This is a genomic window from Microcystis sp. M144S2, assembly GCF_020246065.1.
Lineage (GTDB): Bacteria > Cyanobacteriota > Cyanobacteriia > Cyanobacteriales > Microcystaceae > Microcystis > Microcystis ichthyoblabe_A.
In genome coordinates this window covers 15448-40799 of sequence record NZ_JADBTR010000018.1, presented here as the reverse complement: position 1 = coordinate 40799, position 25352 = coordinate 15448, and the positions used below count along the sequence as shown (strand labels likewise).

The window sequence follows — 25352 nt, the reverse complement described above, 5'->3', positions numbered from 1 at the left end:
TCAATTATAAAAATTGAGATAGTTTGTGCCGCTTAAATAAAGAGGTTTTGATAACCAAATTAAAGCAGCTCTAAAGAGTTTTGAGTTAAAAGTTAAACTTCAAGTTTTCATTCAGGACGAATGTACTGGTTAACTAATTTTTTTGGGAAAATTAGTTAACCTATCATTATAACATATAATTAATTTGCAAGAGTTCTATTCTACTGTATTCAAGCAAATCGTCCCCATATCTTCCAACAAAGTCCGAAAACTATGCACGGAAAAGTTCTCTTGATTCCGTTTTTTATCTCTTTAGACTGAGCGGATTCACTGGGACGGTTCGGCTGAGCGTTCGTGTTAGTGAGCGGCTCGAGTGAACCTCGCCGAACTCTTGTCGAACTACTGAGCTAACGCCGAAGTCTCGCCGAACGCCTCGCTGTAATAACATCAACGGAACTATCATCAATTTTTTCATCCTCAAATATAGCGCTTTTCACATTACTGAGGTATCGACAAGTTTTGCCAACAAAGGGCTTAGGCCCCTTGCCCATGCCTTATTCTGATGAAAACTGCCATAGTTAAAATTGACAACTTAGGTTAAGATGATGCTAGGTTTCACCAGTTAAAGAGCTATGGATAACAAAGTTCTCGACGTTCGCCATCTCACCGTTGAATTTTCTAATCAGAAAAGAACAACAGTCGCCGTTAATAACATTAGTTTTAGCTTGCAGAAAGGTCAAGTTCTCGGTTGTGTGGGGGAGTCGGGTTCAGGAAAATCCGTCACCTCCCTTGCACTCATGGGATTGGTTCCCTCTCCTGGAAAAATTACCGGGGGAGAAATTTGCTTTCGTCCGGCAAAAGGTCAGTCAATGCAAGCAGTAGATTTATTATCTATTCCCCCGGAAGAATTGCGTTATTATCGCGGGGGAGAAATGGCGATGATTTTCCAAGAACCAATGAGTTCTCTTAATCCAGTCTATAACATCGAGTTTCAACTCACCGAAGCAATTTTACTGCATCAAAAAGTCACCCCCGAACAAGCAAAAAATCAAGCCATCTCTCTACTGCAAGAAGTGCGCTTATTACCGAGTGATCAACAGTTAGAGGAGAAGTATATAGAAACGTTTCCCTTAGAAAATAAGGGTCATGTCAGGGAAAAAATTAGAACTTATATTCAGGAACAAAAAGAAGAAATTCTCAAGCGTTATCCTCACGAATTATCGGGGGGACAATTACAAAGGGTAATGATTGCCATGGCGATTTCTTGTAATCCTACCCTCTTAATTGCTGATGAACCAACCACCGCTTTAGATGTAACTGTCCAAGCAGAAATATTAAGATTATTACGAGATTTGTGTAAAAGTGATCGAGAAATGTCAATGGTTTTTATCTCCCACGATTTAGGAGTTATTAACGAAATTGCCGATCAAATTGTCGTGATGTATCAAGGAGAAATTGTCGAACAGGGAACTAAAGAAGAAGTATTAAATTATCCCCAACATCCCTACACAAAAGGTTTACTTGCCTGTCGTCCTCGCTTAAACTCTCGTCCAGAAAAATTACCCACCGTCAGCGATTTTTTACAAGTGGAAAAAGACTCTCAAGGTAAGATTATTGAATTACAGGAAATTACCCCACCCGCAGTTAAATTTATTACTCTCCAAGAGGAAGAAAGCAGAATCGCAGGTTTACAAGATCACGAGAATATTTTATCGGTAGAAAATTTATCGGTTAGATTTCCAGTTAAGGGAGTTTTCGGGCAAGTAAAGACCTTTTTTAATGCCGTAGATCAGGTCAGTTTTGCCGTTAAACGGGGGGAAACCCTCGGTTTAGTCGGTGAATCGGGATGCGGAAAATCTACCTTAGCAAGGACAATTCTGCGCTTAATTCCTGCCACTTCTGGAGATATCTATTTCCGAGGAGAAAATCTCGCTAAGTTAAACCCCAGCGATCCAAAATTAAGACTACTGCGACGGGAATTACAGATAGTTTTTCAGAATCCCTACAATTCCCTGAATCCCCGTTTATCCATCGGTAAAGCAATTTTAGAACCGATGGTTATTCATCATACTGGCGGCAATTCCCAAAAGCAACGGCAAAGAGTAGAATATTTATTAGAACGAGTTAAACTTGATCCTAATTGGTTTGATCGCTATCCCCATCAATTATCGGGAGGACAACGACAAAGGGTGTGTATTGCTCGCGCTTTAGCCTTAAATCCTCAGTTTATTATCTGTGATGAATCTGTCTCTGCTTTAGATGTTTCCGTGCAAGCGGGAGTCTTAAATTTACTCAAAGAATTACAGCAGGAATTTAATCTCACTTATATCTTTATTTCCCACGATTTAAGTGTCGTCAGATTTATGAGCGATCGGATTATGGTGATGAATAAAGGTAAAATTGAGGAAATCGGTACAGCTAACGAAATTATTAACTCTCCCCAAAGCGATTACACGCGTAAACTTATCGCTTCCATTCCCCAATTTACCCAAAGTCTTGCTAGTTAAGTAGCTGGTTATAATTAAATTAGAAATGGATTTTAGCTTCGATCCCCCCTGCCCCCCTTGATAAGGGGGGTGCCGATAGGCGGGGGGATCCCCCTTAATAAGGGGGGTGTCTGACAACTTGTAACACCTACCTACTTAAAATTAGCCATCAAACCGAAAGGATTAGCTGCCTCTAATTGTGCCGATAAACCTAACAAAGTGATTTCATCAGCAGGTTTACCCACTAACTGAATTCCCACGGGTAAACCCTGACTATCCACTCCTGTGGGTAAAGCAATCGCGGGTAAACCACTCGCATTAGCAATCGGGGAAGGAGCAATCCAACCAATCATCTTATTAACCGCTGCTTCCGGTGGTAAATTTTCCCACTCACCAATTCCGGGAGGTTGATGTAGGAAAATAGGCAAAAGTAAGACATCAAAATTATCAAACATCGCCACAATTTGCCGCGAAATAATGTGCATCTGCTGCACTGCTTGCAGGTACTCCCCCGCGCTGCCAGAATTCTCTAATAACCATTGGTTCAGGGGACTTAATAACTCCTTCGGAATTCCCGTCGCTGCCGTTCCCGCTTGCCAAATACGGCGAAAAGGAGCGATTAAAGCCTGTAAATCGGGAGAATACTCCGTTAAATGATGCCCCATGTCCTCCAAAATTTTAGCCGTAGCGAGGACAGCATTTTTATAAACGGAAGTTGCCTCGCCGAAGGGGGATACGGAAGTAGAAAAAGCGATTCTCAGGGGTTTTACGCCTCTCTGAGTGGCTTCTAGGAAAGAAAAGGGCGGATCGGGTAGCCAGTAGGGATCGCCCGTCGTATAGCCCGAAATCACGGTAAGCAGTGCCGCCCCATCTGCCACCGTCTTAGAAAGAGTGCCGTTAGTGGCGATACCGCTTTGAAATTCCCCCACCGGGGCATAGGAAACGCGCCCACGACTGGGTTTTATCCCCACCAAACCGCAACAACCCGCCGGAGTACGAATGGAACCGCCACCGTCGGAACCCTGGGCAATCGGGCAGAAACCCGCCGCTACCGCCGCCGCCGCGCCGCCACTGGAACCTCCTGCGGTATAATCGCGGTTGAAAGGGTTACGAGTCGGCAAAAAACCCGGATTTTCGGTGTAGGGAAAGGAACCTAACTGGGAAGTGGCAGTTTTGCCCAGAAGGATAAAACCCGCCATTTTCATTCTGGTGACGATTCCTTCGTCGTATTGGGCGATATTTCCCTGTAAAGCGGCGACTCCGTAACTAACGGGCATTCCAGCGACGGCATTTAAGTCTTTAATGGCGGTGGGAACTCCAAAAAAAGGCGGTAATTCGGCAGTAGCGGCGATTTGACTTAATTGTTCCGTTTGGGCGCTGGCGGTTGCTAGGGCGCTTTCCTTGGCTACATGGACAAAACTACCGATTTGACTGTCAAATTTTTCAATTCTGTCGAGGTATAAATGGGTTAATTCTAGGGGGGAGATTTGTTTAGTGCGAATCAGTTGGGCTAATTCTAGGGCAGATTTTTGCAATAATTCATCACTCATGAGCGATCAAGTTAAAATAGGTAAGTGAAAATAATTATATTCGTTAGTGGGAAGATGGTTTTAAAGGAAAAAAGAAAAAGTAAAAAAAAGTCCATTGCCGTAAAAATTTCCCTATCCCCTATCCCCTCTTTTCTTAGAAAATTATGACCCCACAGTTAATTGAAATTCTCTCGGCTGACGAAATTCGTCGCACTATTACCCGTTTAGCTTCCGAAGTTATCGAAAAAAGTGGCGATTTAAATAACTTGATTTTGATCGGTATCTACACGCGAGGAGTGCCTTTAGCTAATTTAATTGCCAGTCAAATTGAGAGCTTAGAAGGGGTAAAAGTTCCCGTGGGAGCGATCGATATTACCTTCTATCGCGACGATCTTGATCGCATTAAAACCCGCACTCCTGCTAAAACCAAAATGCCCCTAGATGTCACGGGAAAAACCGTGATTTTAGTCGATGATGTTATCTACAAAGGTCGCACAATCCGCGCCGCTTTTAATGCTATTATTGAGTATGGCAGACCGCAAAAAATCCGCTTATTAGTCCTCGTTGATCGTGGTCATCGGGAATTACCAATTCACCCGGATTTTACCGGCAAAAAACTCCCCACCGCAGCCGAGGAACAGGTAAGAGTTTATCTACAGGAGATTGACGGCAAAGATGGGGTGGAATTAATCAAATAAACAGAGGATTGGTAACTAATCTCCGGAGGAAAATAAACAGAATTGCTTCGACAATATCGGCAAAAATATCACTTATTGAATTTTTTCCTGTTGACAACACTGAACAAATTTAACCACCGAATCACCAAAGTCTGCTGAAGCTTTTACCCTCTATATATTTGCTAAATACAAAAATAATCTTTTTTAGGGCAAGGTAAAAGCAGCAATTACGGGATAATGATCGGAAGGAATAAGATTCAACCAACGGGAAGGATCGACTTTTACCCAATCTAACTGCAAACGGCTATCATAATAAATGGTATCGATGGCTAAATAGGGGGTATCGGTGTAATTATTAAAGCTCATTTGTTCCGCTAATTCTAAATCGGCTAAAGCGTCCTTTAATTTAATTTCTGGCTGCAGAGGTTGAGTTAAAATCTGACGGGGTAATTGCTGAGAATTAACATTAAAATCCCCCGTTAAAAATAGGTAATCTTCTGTTAAATCTAGTTGACAAAAACGCTCCTGTATGCACTTAGCACCTAAGTCCTTAGCTTTGTCGCTATAGTAATCGAGATGGGTGTTATAAAACTGCAAAGTTTGCCCCTCAAGAGTGCGAAATTTAGCCCCCGTTACCATGCGGGGATAAGGATTACCCCAAGCTTCGGTAATACTGCCAATAATATCGGGAGTTTCTGATAACCAAAATTCGTAAATTTCTAAACATTTTAACCGACTTGGTTGATACAAAATCGCACAATGTTCATCTAATCCTGTCCCTCTGCGATCGCCGCCTAAACTTTGGTATTTTGGCAATAAACGGTGTAGATCCAATAGTTGATTAGCGCGGGCTTCCTGAGTACCAATTATATCAGGAGAATAGTGAGCAATTAAAGCCGCTACTGCTTCCCTTCTTACTCGCCAATTACGCTCATCAGGATCGGGTTTATCGTAGCGAATATTAAAGGACATCGCTGTTAGTTTCATAGCAAAATGGAGAATAGGGAAGATGGAAGGGAATGGGTAGTTCTGTCAGTAAATAGTAATCAGTAATCAGTGAACTGAAAACCCACATCTGATAACAAGGTCTGAATCTAAAACCTAATTTGTTAAGCTAAAAGCTTTGATGTGCTTAGTTTCTAACCTTCTTTTTAGGTAGGAGAATTGCCAGATTCTGTGTTTTGCCCCTTGCCTCTTGCCTTGAGAAGCTGATAACTGATAACTGCCTTTTTCTAGGATCGAGAATCAGAATCTATATCTGTCTTCACTTCGGGGATAATATCCGGTCTTTGGGCATCTTCCCAACCAACCGGGCGCTTAGAATTATACCAAGCGATCGAACCGATGGTGACAGCAGCCAGAAAACCGACCACATAAACTGCCACGAAATAAACGGGGAATTTGCCACTGGCCACTTCTAGGAGTAGATACATAATTTTTTCACGATTAAGCTTTTAATTTGTATATCTTAACAGAATCGGCCCCCTCATCCCTATTCTCGATCGCTACTGGTCCACCAACCGGAAGGCAGCCAAACTCCGCCATGAAAAGCTATTTTTGCCGGTGTCATCATATATCCCCAAGCTTCGCCGATCAATTCTCGCTCTAGATTATAAATAGGGATTCTGCGACGCTGATACTCGTTTTCTTCTGGAGATCTGCTGGGTTGATAATCTTCCAAACCATCCAAAAGCCCAATATCATAATCTGCGTTAAAAGTCAATAAAATTCCCTTCACCCAGCCATCCCCCTCGGTCAGTCCGGGATAACCGAGGGCGGTAAGATGGTATAAATGCCCCCTTGTGTAGGCGGTTTTAGAGTTGATCACTTTTCCTGCACAGTAGGCAGAATAGTTACTCTCCCTGGGTTTCAGGGTTCCATAAACAAAAACTTCCATCATCGATCCAATTGTGCAGCTACTCCTCCTAATAGGATATCGCGAACAAATTGACTGGCTAAAAGTTCGTGGGGAAAACCGAGGGAAATGGCACTGATATTATCGAGTCGTTGCAGCTGTTCCCCAGTCAGGTTAAAATCCACACAGGCGAGATTATCCTGCAATTGGGACAATCTTCGAGCGCCAATGATAGGAATTATGGGGTTAGGGCGATTTCTGAGCCAATTTAACGCCACTTGTGCCGGTGATTTCCCGATTTCTCTGGCAATCTCTAGGACGGTCTCGGCAATTTTCAGATCGCGATCGAGAATTTGAAAAGGTTGGTCGGTCATGCTTAAACGACCATCGACGGGGTTGGGTTGATTATATTTTCCCGTTAAAACTCCTCCTCCCAGGGGACTCCAAGCTGTCACCCCGATGTTTAATGCTTTGGCCATAGGCAATAATTCCCGTTCGGGGGTGCGTTCCTTGAGAGAATATTCTATTTGTAGTCCGATAAAGGGTGTCCATCCCCGTAGGGTGGCCAGGGTGTTTGCTTGGGAGACAATCCAAGCAGGACTGTCAGAAATGCCGATATAAAGCACTTTTCCCATCCTGACCAAATCATCGAAAGCACGCATCACTTCCTCCATAGGAGTGAGAGAGTCCCAAATATGAAGCCAGAGTAAATCGATGTAATCAGTACCTAAACGCTTTAAACTAGCTTCTACCGCCTGAAAGAGGTTTTTTCGATGATTTCCGCAGGCATTGACATCCCCGGGACGGGTGTTGAGAGAATATTTTGTGGCGATTACCCATTTTTCTCGATCGCCCTTGACAAATTCCCCCACTAATGTTTCACTGGTTCCGTTTGTGTAGATATTAGCAGTATCGAGAAAATTGCCGCCCGCTTCCGCAAAAGCCTGAAAAACCGCCCGACTTTCCTCTTTATCGGACCCCCAACCCCAATCTTCCCCGAATGTCATCGTTCCTAGACATAGTTCCGAAACCCGCAGACCACTATTACCTAAAAGTTTGTAACGCAATTTGAGTCTCCTAATTGGCTAAATATGAGGTAATGCTTTCAATAAAATACTCAATTTTGTAGAAATATCTATATTACATTGTGAGCGCACGCGGTGCGCCCCTACCATTGGCGCAATAATGTTATTGTAGGGGCGAATTGCATTCGCCCTCTTTTAATAACTGCTGCTGCTCACCATAAGTGAGAGAAAGTCAGAAATATGAAATGCAGCCTTCCTCATCCCCCTAAATACCCCTTAAAAAGGGGTATTTAAAGCTGAAAAAAGGGGCTTTGCGCCCCAAAAAATCTTTAGTCAACGGCTTAAAAATCTACACCAGACTATAGACAATTACTAAACCCAAAACTGCGGCAAAGACAATTAAAGCGTAGAATTGGGCGCGACCATTTTCAAGGTATTTAAGACCTTCACCACTGACAAGAGTAGCTAAACCAGTTAAATTCACTGCCCCATCGATAACGCGATAATCCACCTCCATAATTTGCCGTGCGAGACGACGACAACCCTGGACAAAAACTCGATCATACAGATTGTCAATGTACCATTTGTTCAGGGAAAAACGATACAAAGCGGGGAATTTTTCGGCAATAGTTGCGGGGTCAATTTTCTTCTGGAGATACATCAAAGAAGCGACAGTAATCCCGATTAAAGCAATCCCCACCGAATTACCCGCCATAATCAGAAACTCTGTCCAATCAAAAGCATGAACTTCTTCCACCACTTCGTTAGGAACATGAATAAAACCCTCGAAGAAATTCTGCCAAGGTTTACCCACCAAACCGATTAACAAAGAGGGAACCGCCAAAATCATGAGAGGTAAAGTCATAGTAATTGGTGATTCGTGGGGTTCATGGGCATGATGGCCGTGGTTGTCTTCTTCCTGTGCTTCCGAGTCTAATTGCTTAACATTCATTGCCCCCGGTCCAAAAGCCGGAATCGCGCCCGCATTGGCTAACAGTCGGCGTTTAATCTCCTTATTAGTCCCTCTAAACTCCCCTTCAAAGGTGTTAAAGTACATCCGGAACATATAAAAAGCTGTTAAACCCGCAGTCCCCCAACCGATTAACCATAAAGCTGGGTTCGCCTCAAAAGCTAAACCGAGAATTTCATCCTTCGACCAGAAACCAGCGAAGGGAGGAATCCCACAGATGGCCAGAGTTCCCACCAAGAAAGTTAGGGCGGTAATGGGCATATACTTGCGTAAACCGCCCATCATCCGCATATCTTGCGCTAAAACCGGCTCATGACCCACCACATCCTCCATACCGTGGATGACCGAACCGGAACCGAGGAACAACATCGCTTTAAAATAAGCGTGGGTCATCAGGTGGAATAATCCCGCACTATAAGCGCCGATACCCATAGCCATAACCATATAACCCAATTGGGAGATGGTGGAATAGGCTAAACCCTTTTTGATATCATTCTGGGTGAGGGCGATACTTGCCCCTAGGAAGGCGGTAAAGGCCCCCGTCCAAGCAATTACCGTCATCGCCGTGGGAATTGGCTCAAAAACGGGATACATCCGGGCAATCAGGAAAACTCCGGCGGCCACCATGGTGGCGGCGTGAATCAGGGCCGAAATCGGGGTCGGACCTTCCATGGCATCCGGTAGCCAGACATGAAGGGGAAACTGGGCTGATTTGGCCACGGGTCCAAGGAAGACTAAAACGGCGAATAATGCCGCTAAACTGCCGGCAATGGCTCCAGAAGAGACTAATTCCTCTAGACGTTCACCCATGATATCAAACTCGAAGCTGCCGGTGGCCCAGAAAAGACCCAGCATTCCTAGTAATAAGCCAAAATCGCCGACGCGGTTGGTAACGAAGGCTTTTTGACAGGCCTCGGCAGCCGCCGGACGAGTGAACCAGAAACCTACCAGCAGATAGGAACACATCCCCACCAATTCCCAGAAAACGTAGATCTGGACGAGGTTGGGACTAATGACCAAACCGAGCATAGAACTGCTAAAAATGCTCAGATAGGCGTAAAAACGCACATAACCGGGGTCGTGAGCCATGTAACCATCGGTATAAATCATCACCAAAAAGGCCACGGTGGTGACGATAACCGACATTAAAGCACTGAGGTGATCGATCGTATAACCCATTTTCAGGTGAAAGTTACCCGCCGATGCCCAATCGATCATTTGGTTGTAGGGAGCGTGTCCATTGATTTGACTCCACAGCAGCGCAAAAGAAAGCACCATCGACGCACCGAGGGTAGAAATGATCAATACAGCATTCACCTGTCGCAGACGATTGGTGACTTCATTAAAGGAAATTAAGCCCGCGCCGACTAGGGTAGCGCCTACCAAAGGCAGGACGGGAACTAGCCACGCGTACTGATAAAGCGGTTCCATTCAGTAATACCTAGTTTACAACTTCACACTATTTGGTTTATCTTCATCTATTGTGACATAGGTTAATTCTTAAGAAAGTGTTTATACCTAGTTTTGCTCAATAAGGCGGCGAAAGGTCAAAGGATCTTATCAATTTGGCAGTTTAGCGAGCGGGACGGTAATTTTTAGGGAGAAGCGGGAAAATTATCGAATAGCCACGAAAGCAAGGAAACAATCAAACCAGCAGAAAAGGAAATTATCGCCACGATCGCCTCGCTGCCAAGATAACGGGATAAAAAACTGCCTTGAATTTGGGCGATCGGTAGTCGCGGATTTAACCCCACTTGGATGCTGTTGGTATTGCCGGAAACGCTCACTTCTAAACCTTGTGATGCCTCGGTAATCTGCAAGTTTTCCCCCGTGGTTTTTAGTTTGAGGTTTTGGTTGCTATCCTCTCGGATAATTTTTATCTGATTTAATATCTCTACCCCCGGTTTCTCGACGATCAGGAATTGATTTTCTTCTAGCTTAAGATCCTGTTGAGCCATCCGGATATTACCGGAAATAATTGTCGATTCCACTAAGTCATCTCTCACATTATTACCGGTTATAATCGGTCGCTCAAATCTAACATTATTAACTTTAATATTGCGCCAAAAAATAGGCTGTTCTTTATCTTGAGAAAGTTGTAAATTAACGTCGATCGCTTGTTGTATTTCTAATTTAAATTCGGTGGTGCTGAGATTAAATTCGAGGGGAATATCCTCTTTTTTTTGGGGTAAATTAGCAATTTTATAACCAGATAGAGTTATTTTAATCGGGTTGCCGCTAGGGTTAAATGATAAATTTACTGGTTGAGAATTTGGCTGCAAACTAAAAGCCAAAAGATTATTAAAAGGCGCGTATTTGAGATTTTTAACTCTAGTTTCCTTTTGTAAACGGAGTTCTTGCAGGATAAAATCCGCCGTCGGGGTAATTGTTAAAGTGCTATTTTCCCGGATTGATTCAATTTCTAGTCGCTCTCGTTTATTCAGTTCGGGATCTGCAAGACTGCTAAAGGTGCCAGCGAGGGTAAATTTTTTCAGTCCCGATAGATCTATTTGGGAAAGATTATAGACATCTTTGAGCAATAAACTTTCGTTTTCTTGACAGGTAAAACTAAAGCTTTTTACCAATAAATTGCCTTCAAAGTTTTGTTTAACTGGGATAATTCCCCAAAAAATTGACAGGAAAACCAGTGCTAGAGTAACTATAAAAACTGTGCAAAACTTGAGATTTTTCCTAATAAATCGCCAGAAACTTTTAAAATTATGCTTGGACTTCATTTTAGCCACTGGGGATTATGTTCAAAAGTTATATTAATCGGGGCATTTCTGGGAGGAGCATCATCTTGTTCTAATAAAGCTTTGACTCGCAATTCGTACAATCCCGCCTTAGCCAGTTTACCATCAGAAGTACGACCATCCCAAGTAAAGAAAATTTCTCCTTTTGGTTGCCAGTTAGGGCGAGAAGTCTCATAGATAACCTCGTTGTTCTGGAGGATTTGTAATTCTTTGATCTGGCTACGCACATTAGAAAAGAGGACGATATCATAGGTTTTTGCCTGATTAAAAATAACTGGCAAATAGATCAATTTACCGTCACTGATAGAGGCCGTGGCCCGCAGACTTTCAAGGGCGATATCTTCGCGATCAATAACATAGTTAGACCATTTAAATTGATAGCGAGAACCTTGGGGACGCAAGGTGAGGGGATCGAGTTGATAATTTTTTGGCACAGAACGCACTATCACTTTCGGCGCTCGGTTATTACGACTAGGTACTTCCAACTTTAGGGAGTCAGTCATCTCCCGAATCCGGCCGATAGAAAGGGAAATAAGACTAAAACTGCCCGCAATATCGATCGGAGCTATTCCCTCACAGCGCTTATCATTATCTCTCTGGATATAGTTGCTAGATCTAGTATTTCCTGTCCCACAGTTTTGAGCTTGAATAGGGAAGAACGAGACCAAAATAAGACTAAGAATTGTTAAGTTGAGGGCAATAAATGATTTTTTCATGGTACAACCACCTGCCATTGAGCTAATTTTTGGAGAACTCGATCGATTGGGTAAGCGAAACCGATACCGGAAGAATCGATTTGGGACTCGTTAATCGTTTTAAACATCAATCCGATCACCCGCATTTCCTGATCGAATACTGGACTACCAGACCCCCCCACGGCCAGACTCACATCGATTAATAAATTGCCGCTACTAGACTGAATGCCGATGGTAATCGCCTCGTACTTCGACCAATCTTTTGATTCAGGATGTCCGATGATAGAAATCGGTGTTTGTGGGTTAATTTCGCCTTGATGAAAGGTTAAAGGACTGATATCGTCTGGTAAACCCGTGACTTCCAGCAAAGCTAAATCCAAGTTTTCTTGGGGTTGGGTGATGTGAATTATTTTAGCCACTACACGATCGCGCGGGAGGTTGGGTAGATTTTCGCCGTAATAGGGTTCCACTTCCAGATTATCGCCCCTCTGTTCCGTGTCGCGATCGACCACCACATGACGATTAGTGATAATCCACACCGTTGTTCCCCGGCGTTTGACCACATAACCCGTACCGTAGGCAGTCCCCTTGGCGTTACCGGTAAAGACAACACTGATTTTAACGATCGATCGCTTGATCCGAGTGAGGGGATCCTCTTGGCGTAAATATTCGGTATTATTCAAAGCGATGATCTGCTCCGGTTGTTGCTGCAAGGATAACAAGCGCCGGGCCTCTTGCAGGTTATTGCTGGCAAATTCAAACTTCGGATCGATTTTCGTCGCCTTCTCGAACTCAGCGATCGCTGCCTCTAGCTTGCCCTGTTCCTGTAGGAGCAGACCCAAATTATTATGGGCAAGGGTGTGAGTGGTAGTAGGAGTCCCAGTAGTATCATCTGGTAAATCTAAGGCCCTACGGTACATTTCCTCGGCTTCCGTCAGTTTATTCTGGTCCCACAGCACGTTACCGAGACCGATGTAGGCAGGGGCAAGCTTATCATCAAGAGCGAGCGCCCTACGGTACATTTCCTCGGCTTCCGTCAGTTTATTCTGGGCCCTCAGCACGAGACCGAGATTGTTGTAGGCATAGACAAACTTATCATCAAGAGCGAGCGCCCTACGGTACATTTCCTCGGCTTCCTTCAGTTTTTTCTGGGCCCTCAGCACGTTACCGAGATTGTTGTAGGCAGGGACATACTTATCATCAAGAGCGAGCGCCCTACGGTACATTTCCTCCGCTTCCGTCAGTTTTTTCTGGGCCCTCAGCACGATACCGAGATTGTAGTAGGCAAAGACATACTTATCATCAAGAGCGAGCGCCCTACGGTACATTTCCTCCGCTTCCGTCAGTTTTTTCTGGTCATACAGCAAGTTACCGAGATTGTAGTAGGCATAGACAAACTGATCATCAAGAGCGATCGCCCTACGGTACATTTCCTCCGCTTCCGTCAGTTTTTTCTGGTCATACAGCAAGTTACCGAGATTGTAGTAGGCATAGACAAACTGATCATCAAGAGCGATCGCCCTACGGTACATTTCCTCGGCTTCCTTCAGTTTTTTCTGGTCCGACAGCACGTTACCGAGATTGTTGTAGGTTTCTGGAAGTTTTGGATCGAGAGCGAGAGCTTTTTGACAGAAAATCGGTGCTTCGTCTAACTTATTTTGACGGAATAGCGCAGCGCAGAGATTGCTAAAAGCCACAGCACTGTTAGGATCAAGCTGAATAATTTGTCGCCAGATTCTTTCGGCTTCCGGGTATTTTTTTTGCGCTTGAGCGGTTTCACCCTGTTGCCATAACTGCTCTAGTGTTTGTGCCACTGTTGTCGGCGGCATGATCATCAATGCCAAAGTTAACACCCAAGCCAGCCGCACCACTTTCATAAGCTGATTAAAAATATTCCATCTATAGGTTAACAGATAGCAATGGAGTCAGGAACATTGCTGCATCTTAGTCGGTTAAGTAGGGGTTTGCGGCAAAAAGTACGGGCGAAGCATTCGGATAGAAAATCTCCGGTTTTACCGATAGGTTATTGCCCGAATGCTTCGCCCCTACAGGACGCGGAACCATGAAGACGCAAGGTTTTGAACCACGATTCTCTCAAAATCTTGCACCTGTTTCGCGAAACAAGACCCTAAAACCCTTACTTCGTCTATATTTCACCATTATTCAGCAAGCCCTAAGTATATCCATAACTTATACTTTTTAATAGCAGAACCGACTGAAGAGCAATATTTACCTATTCAGGTATTAGATACCCTAGCTGATTCATCTCCCAACCTAACTGAGTTGGCTGCTGATAAACCTTTTTTAAAGTGTTAATATCCCGGCTAGAAATCGGGGCAATATCTCTAGTTTGAGCGAAATACATCACATCCGTCTCTAGGGGACTATGACCCCAAATTCCCAAAGCGTGACCTAATTCGTGCCGCGCTGCCGCTAAGGCCGACCGATCGGCTAAATTAGGACTAATCTGGATACTCATCCGATGAGTTAAGCGATTTTCCTTGACAAAAATCTCGTATTGTGTTATGGCAGAACGCACCCGGGGCAGTTCTAACTTACCCGTTTCGGGATTAAAACGGACTCCCGACGGCGGTAACTCTCGTTTAATGAGGATATCGGCCAATTCTGCCCGATTTACCAACTCCATCGGCAAATACTGCCCCCATTCAGCGATCGCCTGTTGTACCAAACTCAGCCAAGAACTGCGATCGCTGTGAACATAAATCTTCACGGGAAATTGCGACCAAATCAACGCCCCCACGGGGCTGATTTCCACAGCATCAAAATAATCCCCGGACTGGTTTTGCTCTTGCCATTGGGCTAAATTAGCGGGTAAAGGATGGGTTTTTAACTCTGGTAGCGATCGACTGTCGGCAATCAAAGAATAGGAAAACAGCAAAAGACTCGCCAAGGCTGCGAGTCCTAGAAAAGAGAACCGACCTCTTAGCATTTAGCGATTTAACCAGCCGGCGCTCAGTACAATAGTTAGGGTGATAAATACCGTCCCCAACGCCCAAGTCACCTGATTTAAGGTTTTTTCCGCCGTTTTTGCGCTGGTAAAAATCTGTGATTGGCCGCCAATACCGCCAATACCATCCCCTTTGGGACTGTGTAATAACACCAAAATCGCCAGAAAGGCCGCCGCCAGCGCCCAAATAATCTGTACTACCAGCACCACTGTCATGATTATTACTCTCTATTTTCCATTACAAAGTATAGCAGTTATCATCAGTTATCAGTTATCAGTTATCAGTTATCAGATGTAAGTTTTAAATTTTTATGGCTCTCTCGGAAATTGGCTGAAAAATGTTCATTATCTTACATTCAAAGATGCCCTACGCCCTTTCTTCGATAAGATTTGCTGATCAGCATAACTACAAGAGAGCGGTCTTTATTGGTCATTTTTCTGCTAATTAGGGCTTGCTGAATAATGGTGAAATATAGACGAGGTAAGGGTTTTAGGGTCTTGTTTCGCGAAACAGGTGCAAGATTTTGAGAGAATCGTGGTTCAAAACCTTGCGTCTTCATCGTCCCGCGTCCTGTAGGGGCGAAGCATTCGGGCAATAACCTATCGGTGAAACCGGAGATTTTCTATCCGAATGCTTCGCCCGTACTTTTTGCCGCAAACCCTAATTAGCCAATTTTTTAATTATTTCCACTGATTACTGATTACTGATTACTGATCACTGTTAAAGCGAGATGCGGACGGGAGTGCGACTGGCTTTAATTTCCACTTCGGCCGGTTTAATCAGCGATCGCCCGGTCATTTCTATCGGGACGGGAATAGAGAGAATTTCCAGGATAGTGGGGGCAATATCGGCTAAACGACCATCATCCCGCAGCTGCACATCGCCACCGTGGCCGGGTATTTTTCTTCCTTCCCCTTCAATTAAAATTAAAGGAACGGGATTAGTCGTGTGGGCCGTCCAAGGATTACCCGACTCATCCACCATCGTTTCAGCGTTACCGTGGTCGGCAGTGATTAACACTGTTCCCCCCAATTTATTGACGCTACTTAACAACTTAGCCAAGCATAGATCCACCGTTTCCACTGCTTTCATGGCCGCGTCTAAAATGCCCGTATGACCCACCATATCGGGGTTAGCGTAATTGACTACCACGAGACTATAGATCCCCTGTTTGATCGCCGCAGAGACCGCTGCTGTTACCGCGGCTGCCGACATGGCCGGAGCTTGGTCATAGGTGGCGACTTTTGGACTGGGGATTAATTCGCGCACTTCTCCCTCAAAGGGTTTTTCTAACCCCCCATTAAAAAAGTAGGTGACGTGGGGATATTTTTCGGTTTCCGCACAACGAAACTGTTTTAATCCCTGTTGAGCGATCACCTGTCCTAAAATATTATTTAAATTCTGGGGAGCAAAGGCCACATCTACCGGTAATTTCGGATCGTATTGGGTGAAAGTAACAAAACTAAGCGGAGAAATTAAATCTCGATCGAAATCTTCAAAATCGGGCATAGTCAGGGCATAACATAACTGTCTAGCTCGATCGGGACGGAAATTATAGAATATCACCCCATCGCCCGCTTCGATCGCCCCCGGGGCAATTCTGGTGGGGGGAATAAATTCATCGGTAATATTTTGATCATAAAATGCCTGTAATACTTCAGTAATCGATCGCCCGTCAATACCTTGATCACTGGTCATCACGTTATAGGCTTTTTCCACCCGATCCCAACGGCGATCCCGATCCATGGCATAATAACGGCCACTAAGAGTCACCAGGCGACCGAGTTTGATTTTATTAATATGTTCTTGAATCCGTTTAATAGCTGGCATTCCGTCAGTGACATTAGTATCGCGACCATCGGTGATGACATGAATGCAGACATCGCTAATCCCTTGCACTTTCGCTAAGTCTAATAATCCCAGTAAGTGATCGAGATGGGAATGGACTCCCCCCTCGGAACATAAACCAATCAGGTGTAATTTGCTTTTTTTAGGGCTAATCTCGGCGCAGAGTTTTAATAAAGCCTGATTTTGTTGAATCGAACCATCTTCGATCGCATCGGAAATCCGTACTAACTCTTGTGGTACAACCCGCCCCGCTCCGATATTCAGGTGGCCAACTTCCGAGTTACCCATCTGTCCTTCTGGTAGTCCCACATCCTTAGCGGAGGTGCGGATTAAGGTGTGGGGATAAACTTCCCAGAGACTATCCATAATCGGGGTTTTCGCCATTGCGATCGCATTATCCGACCTTTGCGGGCGATAACCCCAACCATCAAGGATAACCAGCACGACTGGGGATATAGGTGCGTGGGTCATGATATACAGTCCTAAATTAAGAGTGGATTTCCATGCACTAAGATAATATCATCGAAACTTCAATTGATCACCGGTGTCGGGGCGATCGACCCCCTAATGTCAGCAAATGATGGGTATGTCTCAAAAAAACGAAACAACTGCTTTAATAATCGCTCTTTTAGCCACTGCGGGCATTTTAGGTGGGGGTTACTTCTGGCTACAAAGTCAATGTGCTGCGGGTCAAGAATTTTTTCTCTGTGGCAGCAGTAAAAGTCCGCAAAAATCCCCAACATCGGGAAGTGCCTCCTCTCCCCTACCCCCTCCCCCTTTACCCCAGCGAGTGGTCAGTTTTGCCCCACCGACTTCTATCCCCAGTGGCACGACAATTCGCATTAACGGCTCCACCAGTATGGTACAGATTAATCAAGCCTTAAAAGCCGCTTTAACGGCCAAATTTCAGGGGGTAGAGGTATTGACAAATGCTCAAGGATCTGATAAGGGATTAGAGGAAGTGGCCCGGGGGGCGATCGATATTGCGGCGGTGTCACGACCTTTAACCGAGTCGGAACGCTCTCAGGGATTGGCTTCTAGTCCGATTGTTCGAGATGCGATCGCTGTTGTAGTGGGAGTAAAAAATCCCTTTGCGGGGGGGTTAACCACTGCCCAAGTTAAAGATATTTTTACCGGAAAAATCACCTCTTGGTCGGAGGTGGGAGGTTCTGCAGCTACTATTCAAGTGATTAATCGTCCTCCGATTAGTGGCACTTATCAAAGTTTTCGTCAGGAAGTCCTGCAAGGGGGGGAATTTGGTAGGGGAACTAATTTTAAAATGATGGAGAGGGATGCCACCACCCCAATCTTGCGAGTTTTAGGACTGAATGGCATTAGTTACGCGACCTATAGCCAAATTGCCGACCAAAAAACCGTCAGGGCGCTCGCTGTGGACGGAATTTCAGCCAGTGAACCTAATTATCCCTGGCAGCGTACCCTTTACTACGTTTACAAAGAACCTGCTAGTGAAGCAGTCAAAGCTTTTATGGGTTTTGTGGCCTCTAGTGATGGTCAAGAAGCGATTTTTCGGGCCAATGAAGATCTACAAAAGTAGTCAGCGAGAATATCTGAAAATCTGGGAAATTTTACCTAAAATGTCGGATGAATGCCCCCGCTACATTTTTCGACTGTATAAAGACTAGACACCTCCAATTCTAATTAGCTAGAATTGCCCCAAGGCCCGCTAATTGTTATTGTGAGATTATGACTGGGAGACAAAAAAACCCTACTTATACTCTTTGGGACACAGAGAGTCTGCCTCGGTGATAGGAAACTATTACGCCAGTTAGTGCCTTCTTTAGGGAAGAGCAAAACCTGCGGAGGCTGAGTAAGACCAAAGCTAAGGAACCACTTGGCGGAGGCATTGGCCGATGAAAGAGGAAGCCCTCGCTTTTAGCGACGAGTATGTCACTATTACCAGACTAATTGAAGGTGAAGAATTAAGCTATGAACAAAAATCGTCTGAATGAGATTGAATTCCATCTTAAACTGCTTTATGAACAGAAGTATGATATCGAGACTGCTCTAATTTTGGCCTCCCCAGGGGAACAGACTAGGTTGCGACAAACAATTCAAATTCAAATCAGTCCTCAAATTGGGAAATATGAGGAAGAATACTGGCAAATTATCGCTAACCAGTCCAATCTAGGTGAAATTTCAGAATCTGAAGCGGAAGTTGTTGTTGCTGAATTTGTGAAAGGAGTCGGACAACTTCAGGGAGAAAATGCAGAAGTTATAGAATATTTGCAAAAAATCCTTGCTAAAGTCGAAGAACCTGACTCTACAGCCGCCGCTAAACTTGAAACGGTTATTTCTTCGATTCCCCCTTTTGTGGGAATTTCCATAAAAACTGAGTTGGATATAAAAAACTTTTTAAATCGCTATTTTCCTACTTTGATGAAGGCGGTGCAACGCCTAAAAAAGTAGAAGTTCTAAATTCATTCTTTGCTTCCCAAAATGTATCGAGAAGTGAATTAATGACTTATTTGGTTCAGAATGATAATCTTGAAAGTATTTCTCTGGATTCTTTGAGAAATTTTGATTTTCCTAATATTTCTCAAGAAAGTGTCCGAAAGGCTTATCAAGATGCTTTGCCTACTGATGCGGATTTATGGGATTTAGCAGAAGGAAACACAGAAGAAATTTTGAAGAAATTAGCTGAGTTTAGAAAGCTTTTTCAGTTTTTTCAAGGTTTAAGTCAGGATAAAGATTTACCCAAAGAATTTCGTGAACTATTTGAGAAGACAGCGAGTGAATTAGCCGTAAAAAAGCATGATGAAAATGTAAAATATCTTTCGGAAAATAAACTTCAGTCCTATCTAATTGCAACGCTTTATCCTAATGAAAATAATGGTAATCAATTTTTATTAAATGCCTGGTTGATTGTAGATGATTTAATTGGAGATTTATCAAAATTTCAATCTCTGCTAGATAAAAATGAGCAACAAATAGGCAAAATTTGTAATTTAAATGAGGTTTCTTTAGAGCTTAGTAAATTTCTTGAAAAAGCCTTACGTTTACTTAGGGGTAAGAATTATTGCTTAACAATAGAGTTTTTCTTACCGACAGATTTGATGGGAATGGAAATAGACCGTTGGAAGATTAGTGATCCTGTAGATGATGACATTACTTTGGGGATAAAATATCCGATTCGGTTGCGATCGCTGGAGCGTCTTAATCTACGTTATTTAGATCATTATTTGTCTCAATGGCGTGAGTCTTGGCATAAAGTTAGAAAACTTTTAGAAAACAAACCTAATCAAGATTGCTTTGAAACGCTTTCGGCAATAGAAAATTTTAATTGGAAAGTATTGAAAGTTAACTTAAACAAAAAAATTGGACTAAAGGTTACTTGTCATCATCCCAAATCTATTCAAAAAGATTTATTTAAGGCAATTTTACAAGCGACAACTCCTCTAGCAATCTGGACAAGAACGGATATTCTTAACTTAGATCAGGTGACAGCAATTGATGAAGTCCTTACGTCTCAACCACTTTGTCATCTATGCGAATCGGTGAGGCAAACCAGAGAAAAGGCCGATGCTCAGACGGGAGAACATTTAGGGCATCATTTAGCTTTACTTTGGGAAAATCCCTATCGCCTAACGCCTGATATAATGCGTGAATTAATTCAGACTGGACAATAACACATTGGAGGTTTTAACCATGACGGACTGGAAAATTTTTAAGGGAAATAGTAAACCCCATGATGGGATTGATCGTTTGCCTGCTCCTCCTGTGTGGCGTAGGTTTAGGGGGGCTGATGAGACAATTGCCGCAGAGATTAAGGAACGTTGGCAAGCTTTTTGTTTGGAGTTAGTCGTCAATGAACGGGATCAAGAACGGGGGGAAAGTTTTCGTATTCATTCGGATAATAGTGACAAGAGAAATAGTGTTATTAATATGGTCAATGCGGCTTTATATCTAAGGCGACCTTTATTAGTGACGGGAAAACCTGGAACGGGTAAGACTTCTTTAGCCTATGCGATCGCCTATGAATTAAATTTAGGGCCTGTTTTGCCCTGGTATATTACGGCTCGTTCGACTCGACAAGAAGGTTTATATCGTTATGACGCGATCGCTCGTTTACAAGATGTTCAAATGAAGGATGAAAATAAAGATATTGGACGTTATATTCAGCTTGGCCCCTTGGGAACAGCGTTATTACCTGCGAGTCGGCCTCGTGTTTTATTGATTGATGAAATTGATAAGAGTGATATTAATTTACCCAATGATTTACTCAATTTATTTGAAGAAGGCGAATTTGAAATTCCTGAATTATCCCGTATTGCGAAAGAGATAGAGCGGGTCGAAGTCCGTTCCTATGATGGCATGGATGTCCCGCTTTTGAATGGACGGGTGTGTTGTGATAATTTCCCTTTAATTGTGTTAACGAATAACGGTGAACGGGATTTTCCGCCTGCTTTTTTGCGTCGTTGTTTACGGTTAAATATGCCCTATGATCCTGATGCAACGGCCTTGAAAGAAATTGTGAAAGCTCATTTAGGGTCGGATGTGGTGACTCAGGATGAGGACAAAGTTGAGCAGTTAATCCAAAAGTTTGTAGAATTACGAGATGGGGGGGATATTGCGACCGATCAATTGCTAAATGTGATTTATATGGTCACTCGTGAGTTTAAGCCTGAGCAGTCCGATGAGGAGGATTTAGTTAAGGTTTTGATGAAGTATTTAAGCAGTGGTGAAGACAGATGATTGATGCTCTGATTACGGCTCTGAATCAGGAGTTAGCGTTATCGGCAAAGGAAATTGCTGATCTTCTTTGGCTGGCGATGCAAGTTACTAATGAGCTTGATTCCCCCCCACCTAACTTAAACAAGGAAGAGATAGACTCAGAAAGCGTGAACAGAGGCGATTCAGCGCGGCTAGATAATGGGCAAAATAGAGATAATCCCGATTCAAAAGGAAAATCTCGAAAAAAGAAGGATGAAAATGAGCCAAAAGCGGGTCTTTATCCTCGTCGTTCATCGGATTTTTTGGACAGTTCGGGTTTAAGGTTTAAGGTTCCCGACGCGCCTGCTTTGCGTGAGCCGTTGAAGTTGGCAGGGGCCTTAAAACCGTTGATGCGTCGTTTGCCCACTGGTACGGATTTAGTTCTAGATGAGGAGGCGACGATTGAACGCATTGCGGCGGAAGGAATTTGGCTACCTGTTTTGCGACCAACTCTTGAACCCTGGTTAGACTTGGAGTTGGTGGTTGAGGAGGGAATTTCGATGCAGATTTGGCAACAGGCGATCGCGGATTTAGAACGTTTACTCAAAAACTATGGCATTTTTCGGGATGTGCGGGTCTGGGGTTTATTAACGGACAAGCATAAACAGGTGCGGATTCGTCGGGGCATTGGGTCGCAGGCGAAGGGTCAATCGTGGCGGAGTCCAGCCGAGTTAGTTGATCCGACGGGACGGCGATTAATCTTGGTGGTGAGTGATTGTGTGTCCTCGTTATGGCGTAAGGGCAAATTAGCGGCGGTGTTGGAACTTTGGACTAAACAGGGTTCGATGGCGATCGTGCAGATGTTGCCTAAGTGGTTATGGAAACGGACAGCATTGGGTCGAGCTTCAGAGGTTTTGTTGCAGGGTTTGTTGCCTGGGGATTTTAATCAGCAGTTGATGGTTCGGCAGGTTTCTCTGTGGGAAGATTTAGAGGAAGTACAGGGGGTCAAGGTTCCTGTTTTTTCGTTGGAAGTGGAACGGGTAGCAATTTGGGCGCAAATGTTGTCGGGAAGGAGTGTTTGGGCGACGGGTTATCTGTTTAAGTTAGAAGATATGGGGGTTAGTCAGGCTGAGAGTTTATTTAATCTAAATTCGGGGGACTTAACGGCAGAGGATCGGGTACAAGGTTTTCGAGTGACGGCTTCACCAATGGCGCGAAAGTTGGCAGGTTTATTGGCGGCGGCTCCGATGATTAGTTTACCGATTGTGCGTTTAATTCAGGAGACTTTGTTAAGGGAGTCTCAACAGGTTCATGTGGCTGAAGTGTTTTTGGGAGGGTTATTAGAGCCTTTATCAGTAATGGATTTAGAGGCTAATCCTAACGATGTTTTATACGAATTTATGGATGGAGTTCGGGATTTATTGGTTGATTCGGTTCCGTCAGGTTATGTGTTAAATGTGATGGATGAGGTGTCGAAATATGTGGCGAAAAGGGTAGGGTTATCGTTACAGGATTTTGCGGCGGTTTTAAGAAATCCCCAGGCGATCGCGGCTCAGGAAAATGCAAGTAATTTTGAGTATTTTGCAACGGTTACGGCTCAAATTTTGAGAAGTTTAGGAGGAGAATATGAAAAAGTTGCTGACGAGCTAGAAAGCAACAAACAAAAAGATATTCAAGAAGAGCTAGAGACTATTCCTAATATTGAATATCAACTGGGAGGGACTTTACCAACAGATTCAACTACTTATATTAAACGTAAAGCCGATGATCAACTTTATGAGGCGATAAAAACAGGAAAGTTCTGTCTTGTACCGGGGCCTAGACAAACGGGAAAAAGTAGCTTAATAGTTCGAGCTGCACAACGGTTACGAAGCGAAAATTTTGCTTGTGGCTGGGTTGATTTTTCTAGAATAATTTCAATAGTGCGTGAAGATAATTCGCAACAATGGTATTACGATTTAATATATGAACTCACTCGCTCGTTTGAACTAAGAGAACACTTTGATTTTAGAAATTGGTTGCAAAGTCAAAAAAATTTATCGCCCCCACAAATATTTACTAAATTTATTGAAGATATTTTACTAAGAGAAATTTCCGATCCAATTATAATCTTTATGGATGACTTTGATTGTCTTTTATCGTTAAAATCAGATTTGATGAGAGATGATTTCTTTTCTCTATTAAAAGTGTTATATGAAAGGAGAAATTTTGAAAATAAATATAATCGTCTAAATTTTGTATTATCTTTTATTTATTTGGATTCTGAATTGATTCAAAACAAATTATATGTTTCTCCTCCTAGTATGAATGCAATAATCAATCTAGACAATTTTTCCTATGAAGAAGCTCTACCTTTAGCACAAGGACTAAGGGAAAAAACAAGCAATCCCGAAAAATTACTAAGAGAAGTTTTATGGTGGACAGGAGGGCAACCTTTTTTAACTCAAAGAATATGCCATTTGATTCAAAAATTACAAGATTATGTGCCAGAAGGAAATGAAAAAATCTGGTTAGAGGAGTTAGTCAGAAATCAAGTAATCGATAACTGTCAAAAGCAAGATAATCTTGAGCACTTTGCAAATATACAAAGCATTTTGAATAACAAAAGAAAAGCAAACGAATTATTAAGAGCATACCGAACTATTTTATTACAAGAAGAGCATGGTGATAAAAATAATGAAATCATTGACATATTGACAAACCTAGCAGGAATAGTCGTTAGAAAAAATGGCAAACTTCAAGTTGCCAATAGAATTTATGCTGTAATTTTTAATTTGGAATGGATTGAAACAACATTAGCAAGAATTGAACCTTACTCAACATATTACATAGAACGTCCTCCAATAGAAAATATGTGTTATGAAGAAATTTTAAAAGATGGTTGTTTGCTTCGTATTAAAGCACCTCACCAAATGGGAAAAACCTCCCTTCTGCACAAAATCTTAGATCATGCTAAAAAACAAAACTATATGACCGTATTGATTGATTTTCAGTCACTTGATAGAAGTATTTTTGACAATCTAGGAACTTTTTTAAAATGGTTTTCTTTGAGTATTACCAATTCTCTATATTTACCAAATAAGATGAATGAATACTGGGATGAAGATTTGGGAATTCGTTTTTCTTGCTCTATCTATTTTAGCGAATATGTTTTAAATGAAATACAAACACCTTTAATTTTATGCTTAGACGAATTTAGTCTGATTTTTGATTATCCTGATATTGCTGGAGATTTTTTACCCTTATTACGAGGTTGGTATGAAGAAAGTAAAATTAGTAAACAATGGAAAAACTTAAGATTAGTTCTTAGTTTATCTACGAAAATGTATAGTCCTCAGCCCATTAACACTTCCCCCTTTAACGTTGGCTATGTAATTAACTTACCAGAGTTTAATCATGAGCAAGTTGAGAGTTTAGTGCGGGCGTATGGCATTAATTTAAGAACGTCTCAAGTAGCTAAACTTATGAATGCAATAGGAGGACATCCGTATTTAATTCAAGTGGCATTAAAAGCTCTTTGTGATTACAATCTGAGTTTAGAGCAATTATTAGAAAAAGCTTCAACAGAAGAGGGATTTTATAGTGATCATTTGCGGCAAAAACTATTAACTCTTGAGCAATATCCCGAATTAAGAGAGGCTTTGAAACAGGTTATTGCCCAAAAAAATCCAATCAGATTAGAACCCGTTTTAGCTTATAAATTGGAAGCTTTAGGTTTAGTCGTATTTACTAGAAATGAAGTTACTATTCGTAATAATTTATATCGGTCATATTTCCAAGATACTCTTTTTACTTCGTAACAATGCGATCTCGTAAATTTTTCTACTGAAAAAATAAGGTATCTTTAAACTCCCATTCGTAAATGGGATCAATCATTCAAAATCCAAACTTAAGC

General features: G+C 42.8%; 19 protein-coding genes. 7 read left to right on the top strand and 12 right to left on the bottom strand.

Annotated features, from left to right (window positions below; translation table 11 throughout):
* Positions 1-611 precede the first annotated feature (611 nt).
* Positions 612-2486 carry an ABC transporter ATP-binding protein gene (locus IM462_RS02880; protein WP_287702347.1) on the top strand — a complete coding sequence of 625 codons (1875 nt, stop codon included), beginning with the start codon at positions 612-614 and terminating at the stop codon, positions 2484-2486.
* Positions 2487-2617: 131 nt separating this feature from the next.
* Here IM462_RS02880 and IM462_RS02875 read toward each other — a convergent pair whose 3' ends face one another.
* Positions 2618-4015 (bottom strand): amidase, encoded by a 1398-nt coding sequence (locus IM462_RS02875; RefSeq protein WP_287702345.1) that lies wholly within the window; start codon positions 4013-4015, stop codon positions 2618-2620.
* 143 nt (positions 4016-4158) lie between these two features.
* Here IM462_RS02875 and pyrR point away from each other — a divergent pair, with 143 nt between their 5' ends.
* A complete protein-coding gene (gene pyrR / locus IM462_RS02870; RefSeq protein ID WP_002802562.1) occupies positions 4159-4692 on the top strand; it encodes a bifunctional pyr operon transcriptional regulator/uracil phosphoribosyltransferase PyrR in 534 nt (177 codons plus the stop codon).
* 183 nt (positions 4693-4875) lie between these two features.
* On the opposite strand, the gene IM462_RS02865 is transcribed toward pyrR, so the two are convergent.
* The 11 genes from IM462_RS02865 to gpmI all read right to left on the bottom strand — a co-directional run bounded on the left by IM462_RS02865 (position 4876) and on the right by gpmI (position 17257).
* Positions 4876-5658 carry an endonuclease/exonuclease/phosphatase family protein gene (locus IM462_RS02865; RefSeq protein WP_287702342.1) on the bottom strand — a complete coding sequence of 261 codons (783 nt, stop codon included), beginning with the start codon at positions 5656-5658 and terminating at the stop codon, positions 4876-4878.
* Positions 5659-5903: 245 nt separating this feature from the next.
* Positions 5904-6104 (bottom strand): photosystem II assembly protein Psb35, encoded by a 201-nt coding sequence (psb35, locus tag IM462_RS02860; RefSeq protein WP_002737145.1) that lies wholly within the window; start codon positions 6102-6104, stop codon positions 5904-5906.
* 59 nt (positions 6105-6163) lie between these two features.
* On the bottom strand, positions 6164-6571 hold the full coding sequence (locus IM462_RS02855; protein WP_194013211.1) for a gamma-glutamylcyclotransferase family protein: 408 nt from the start codon (positions 6569-6571) through the stop codon (positions 6164-6166).
* Positions 6568-7593 (bottom strand): aldo/keto reductase, encoded by a 1026-nt coding sequence (locus tag IM462_RS02850; protein WP_287702336.1) that lies wholly within the window; start codon positions 7591-7593, stop codon positions 6568-6570. Before IM462_RS02850 ends, IM462_RS02855 begins: the two co-directional genes overlap by 4 nt.
* A 307-nt stretch (positions 7594-7900) precedes the next feature.
* Complete coding sequence (locus IM462_RS02845; protein WP_002802520.1) at positions 7901-9952, bottom strand: NAD(P)H-quinone oxidoreductase subunit 5; 2052 nt, start codon at positions 9950-9952, stop codon at positions 7901-7903.
* Positions 9953-10116: 164 nt separating this feature from the next.
* Positions 10117-11256: a hypothetical protein gene (locus IM462_RS02840; protein ID WP_287702332.1), complete on the bottom strand. Its 1140-nt coding sequence runs from the start codon at positions 11254-11256 to the stop codon at positions 10117-10119.
* Positions 11253-11990, bottom strand: coding sequence for a FlgD immunoglobulin-like domain containing protein (locus IM462_RS02835; protein WP_287702328.1), 738 nt, complete (start codon positions 11988-11990; stop codon positions 11253-11255). Before IM462_RS02835 ends, IM462_RS02840 begins: the two co-directional genes overlap by 4 nt.
* Entirely contained in the window at positions 11987-13846 is a 1860-nt protein-coding gene (locus IM462_RS02830) for a serine protease (protein ID WP_287702326.1), read from the bottom strand. Before IM462_RS02830 ends, IM462_RS02835 begins: the two co-directional genes overlap by 4 nt.
* A 356-nt stretch (positions 13847-14202) precedes the next feature.
* Entirely contained in the window at positions 14203-14919 is a 717-nt protein-coding gene (locus IM462_RS02825) for a peptidase (RefSeq protein WP_287702323.1), read from the bottom strand.
* Complete coding sequence (gene secG / locus IM462_RS02820; protein ID WP_002736485.1) at positions 14920-15153, bottom strand: preprotein translocase subunit SecG; 234 nt, start codon at positions 15151-15153, stop codon at positions 14920-14922.
* Between the two features lie 505 nt (positions 15154-15658).
* Entirely contained in the window at positions 15659-17257 is a 1599-nt protein-coding gene (gene gpmI, locus IM462_RS02815) for a 2,3-bisphosphoglycerate-independent phosphoglycerate mutase (protein WP_287702321.1), read from the bottom strand.
* 106 nt (positions 17258-17363) lie between these two features.
* Here gpmI and IM462_RS02810 point away from each other — a divergent pair, with 106 nt between their 5' ends.
* From IM462_RS02810 to IM462_RS02790, 5 genes are all read left to right on the top strand, one after another.
* Entirely contained in the window at positions 17364-18341 is a 978-nt protein-coding gene (locus tag IM462_RS02810; protein WP_287702318.1) for a phosphate ABC transporter substrate-binding protein, read from the top strand.
* A 392-nt stretch (positions 18342-18733) separates the two neighbouring features.
* Positions 18734-19213 carry a hypothetical protein gene (locus tag IM462_RS02805; RefSeq protein ID WP_287702316.1) on the top strand — a complete coding sequence of 160 codons (480 nt, stop codon included), beginning with the start codon at positions 18734-18736 and terminating at the stop codon, positions 19211-19213.
* A 50-nt stretch (positions 19214-19263) separates the two neighbouring features.
* On the top strand, positions 19264-20433 hold the full coding sequence (locus tag IM462_RS02800) for a VMAP-C domain-containing protein (protein WP_287702314.1): 1170 nt from the start codon (positions 19264-19266) through the stop codon (positions 20431-20433).
* Between the two features lie 19 nt (positions 20434-20452).
* Entirely contained in the window at positions 20453-21499 is a 1047-nt protein-coding gene (locus tag IM462_RS02795) for an AAA family ATPase (protein ID WP_287702312.1), read from the top strand.
* Positions 21496-25257: an AAA-like domain-containing protein gene (locus IM462_RS02790; RefSeq protein ID WP_287702310.1), complete on the top strand. Its 3762-nt coding sequence runs from the start codon at positions 21496-21498 to the stop codon at positions 25255-25257. The genes IM462_RS02795 and IM462_RS02790 overlap by 4 nt, the downstream gene beginning before the upstream one ends.
* The last annotated feature ends 95 nt before the right edge of the window (positions 25258-25352 follow it).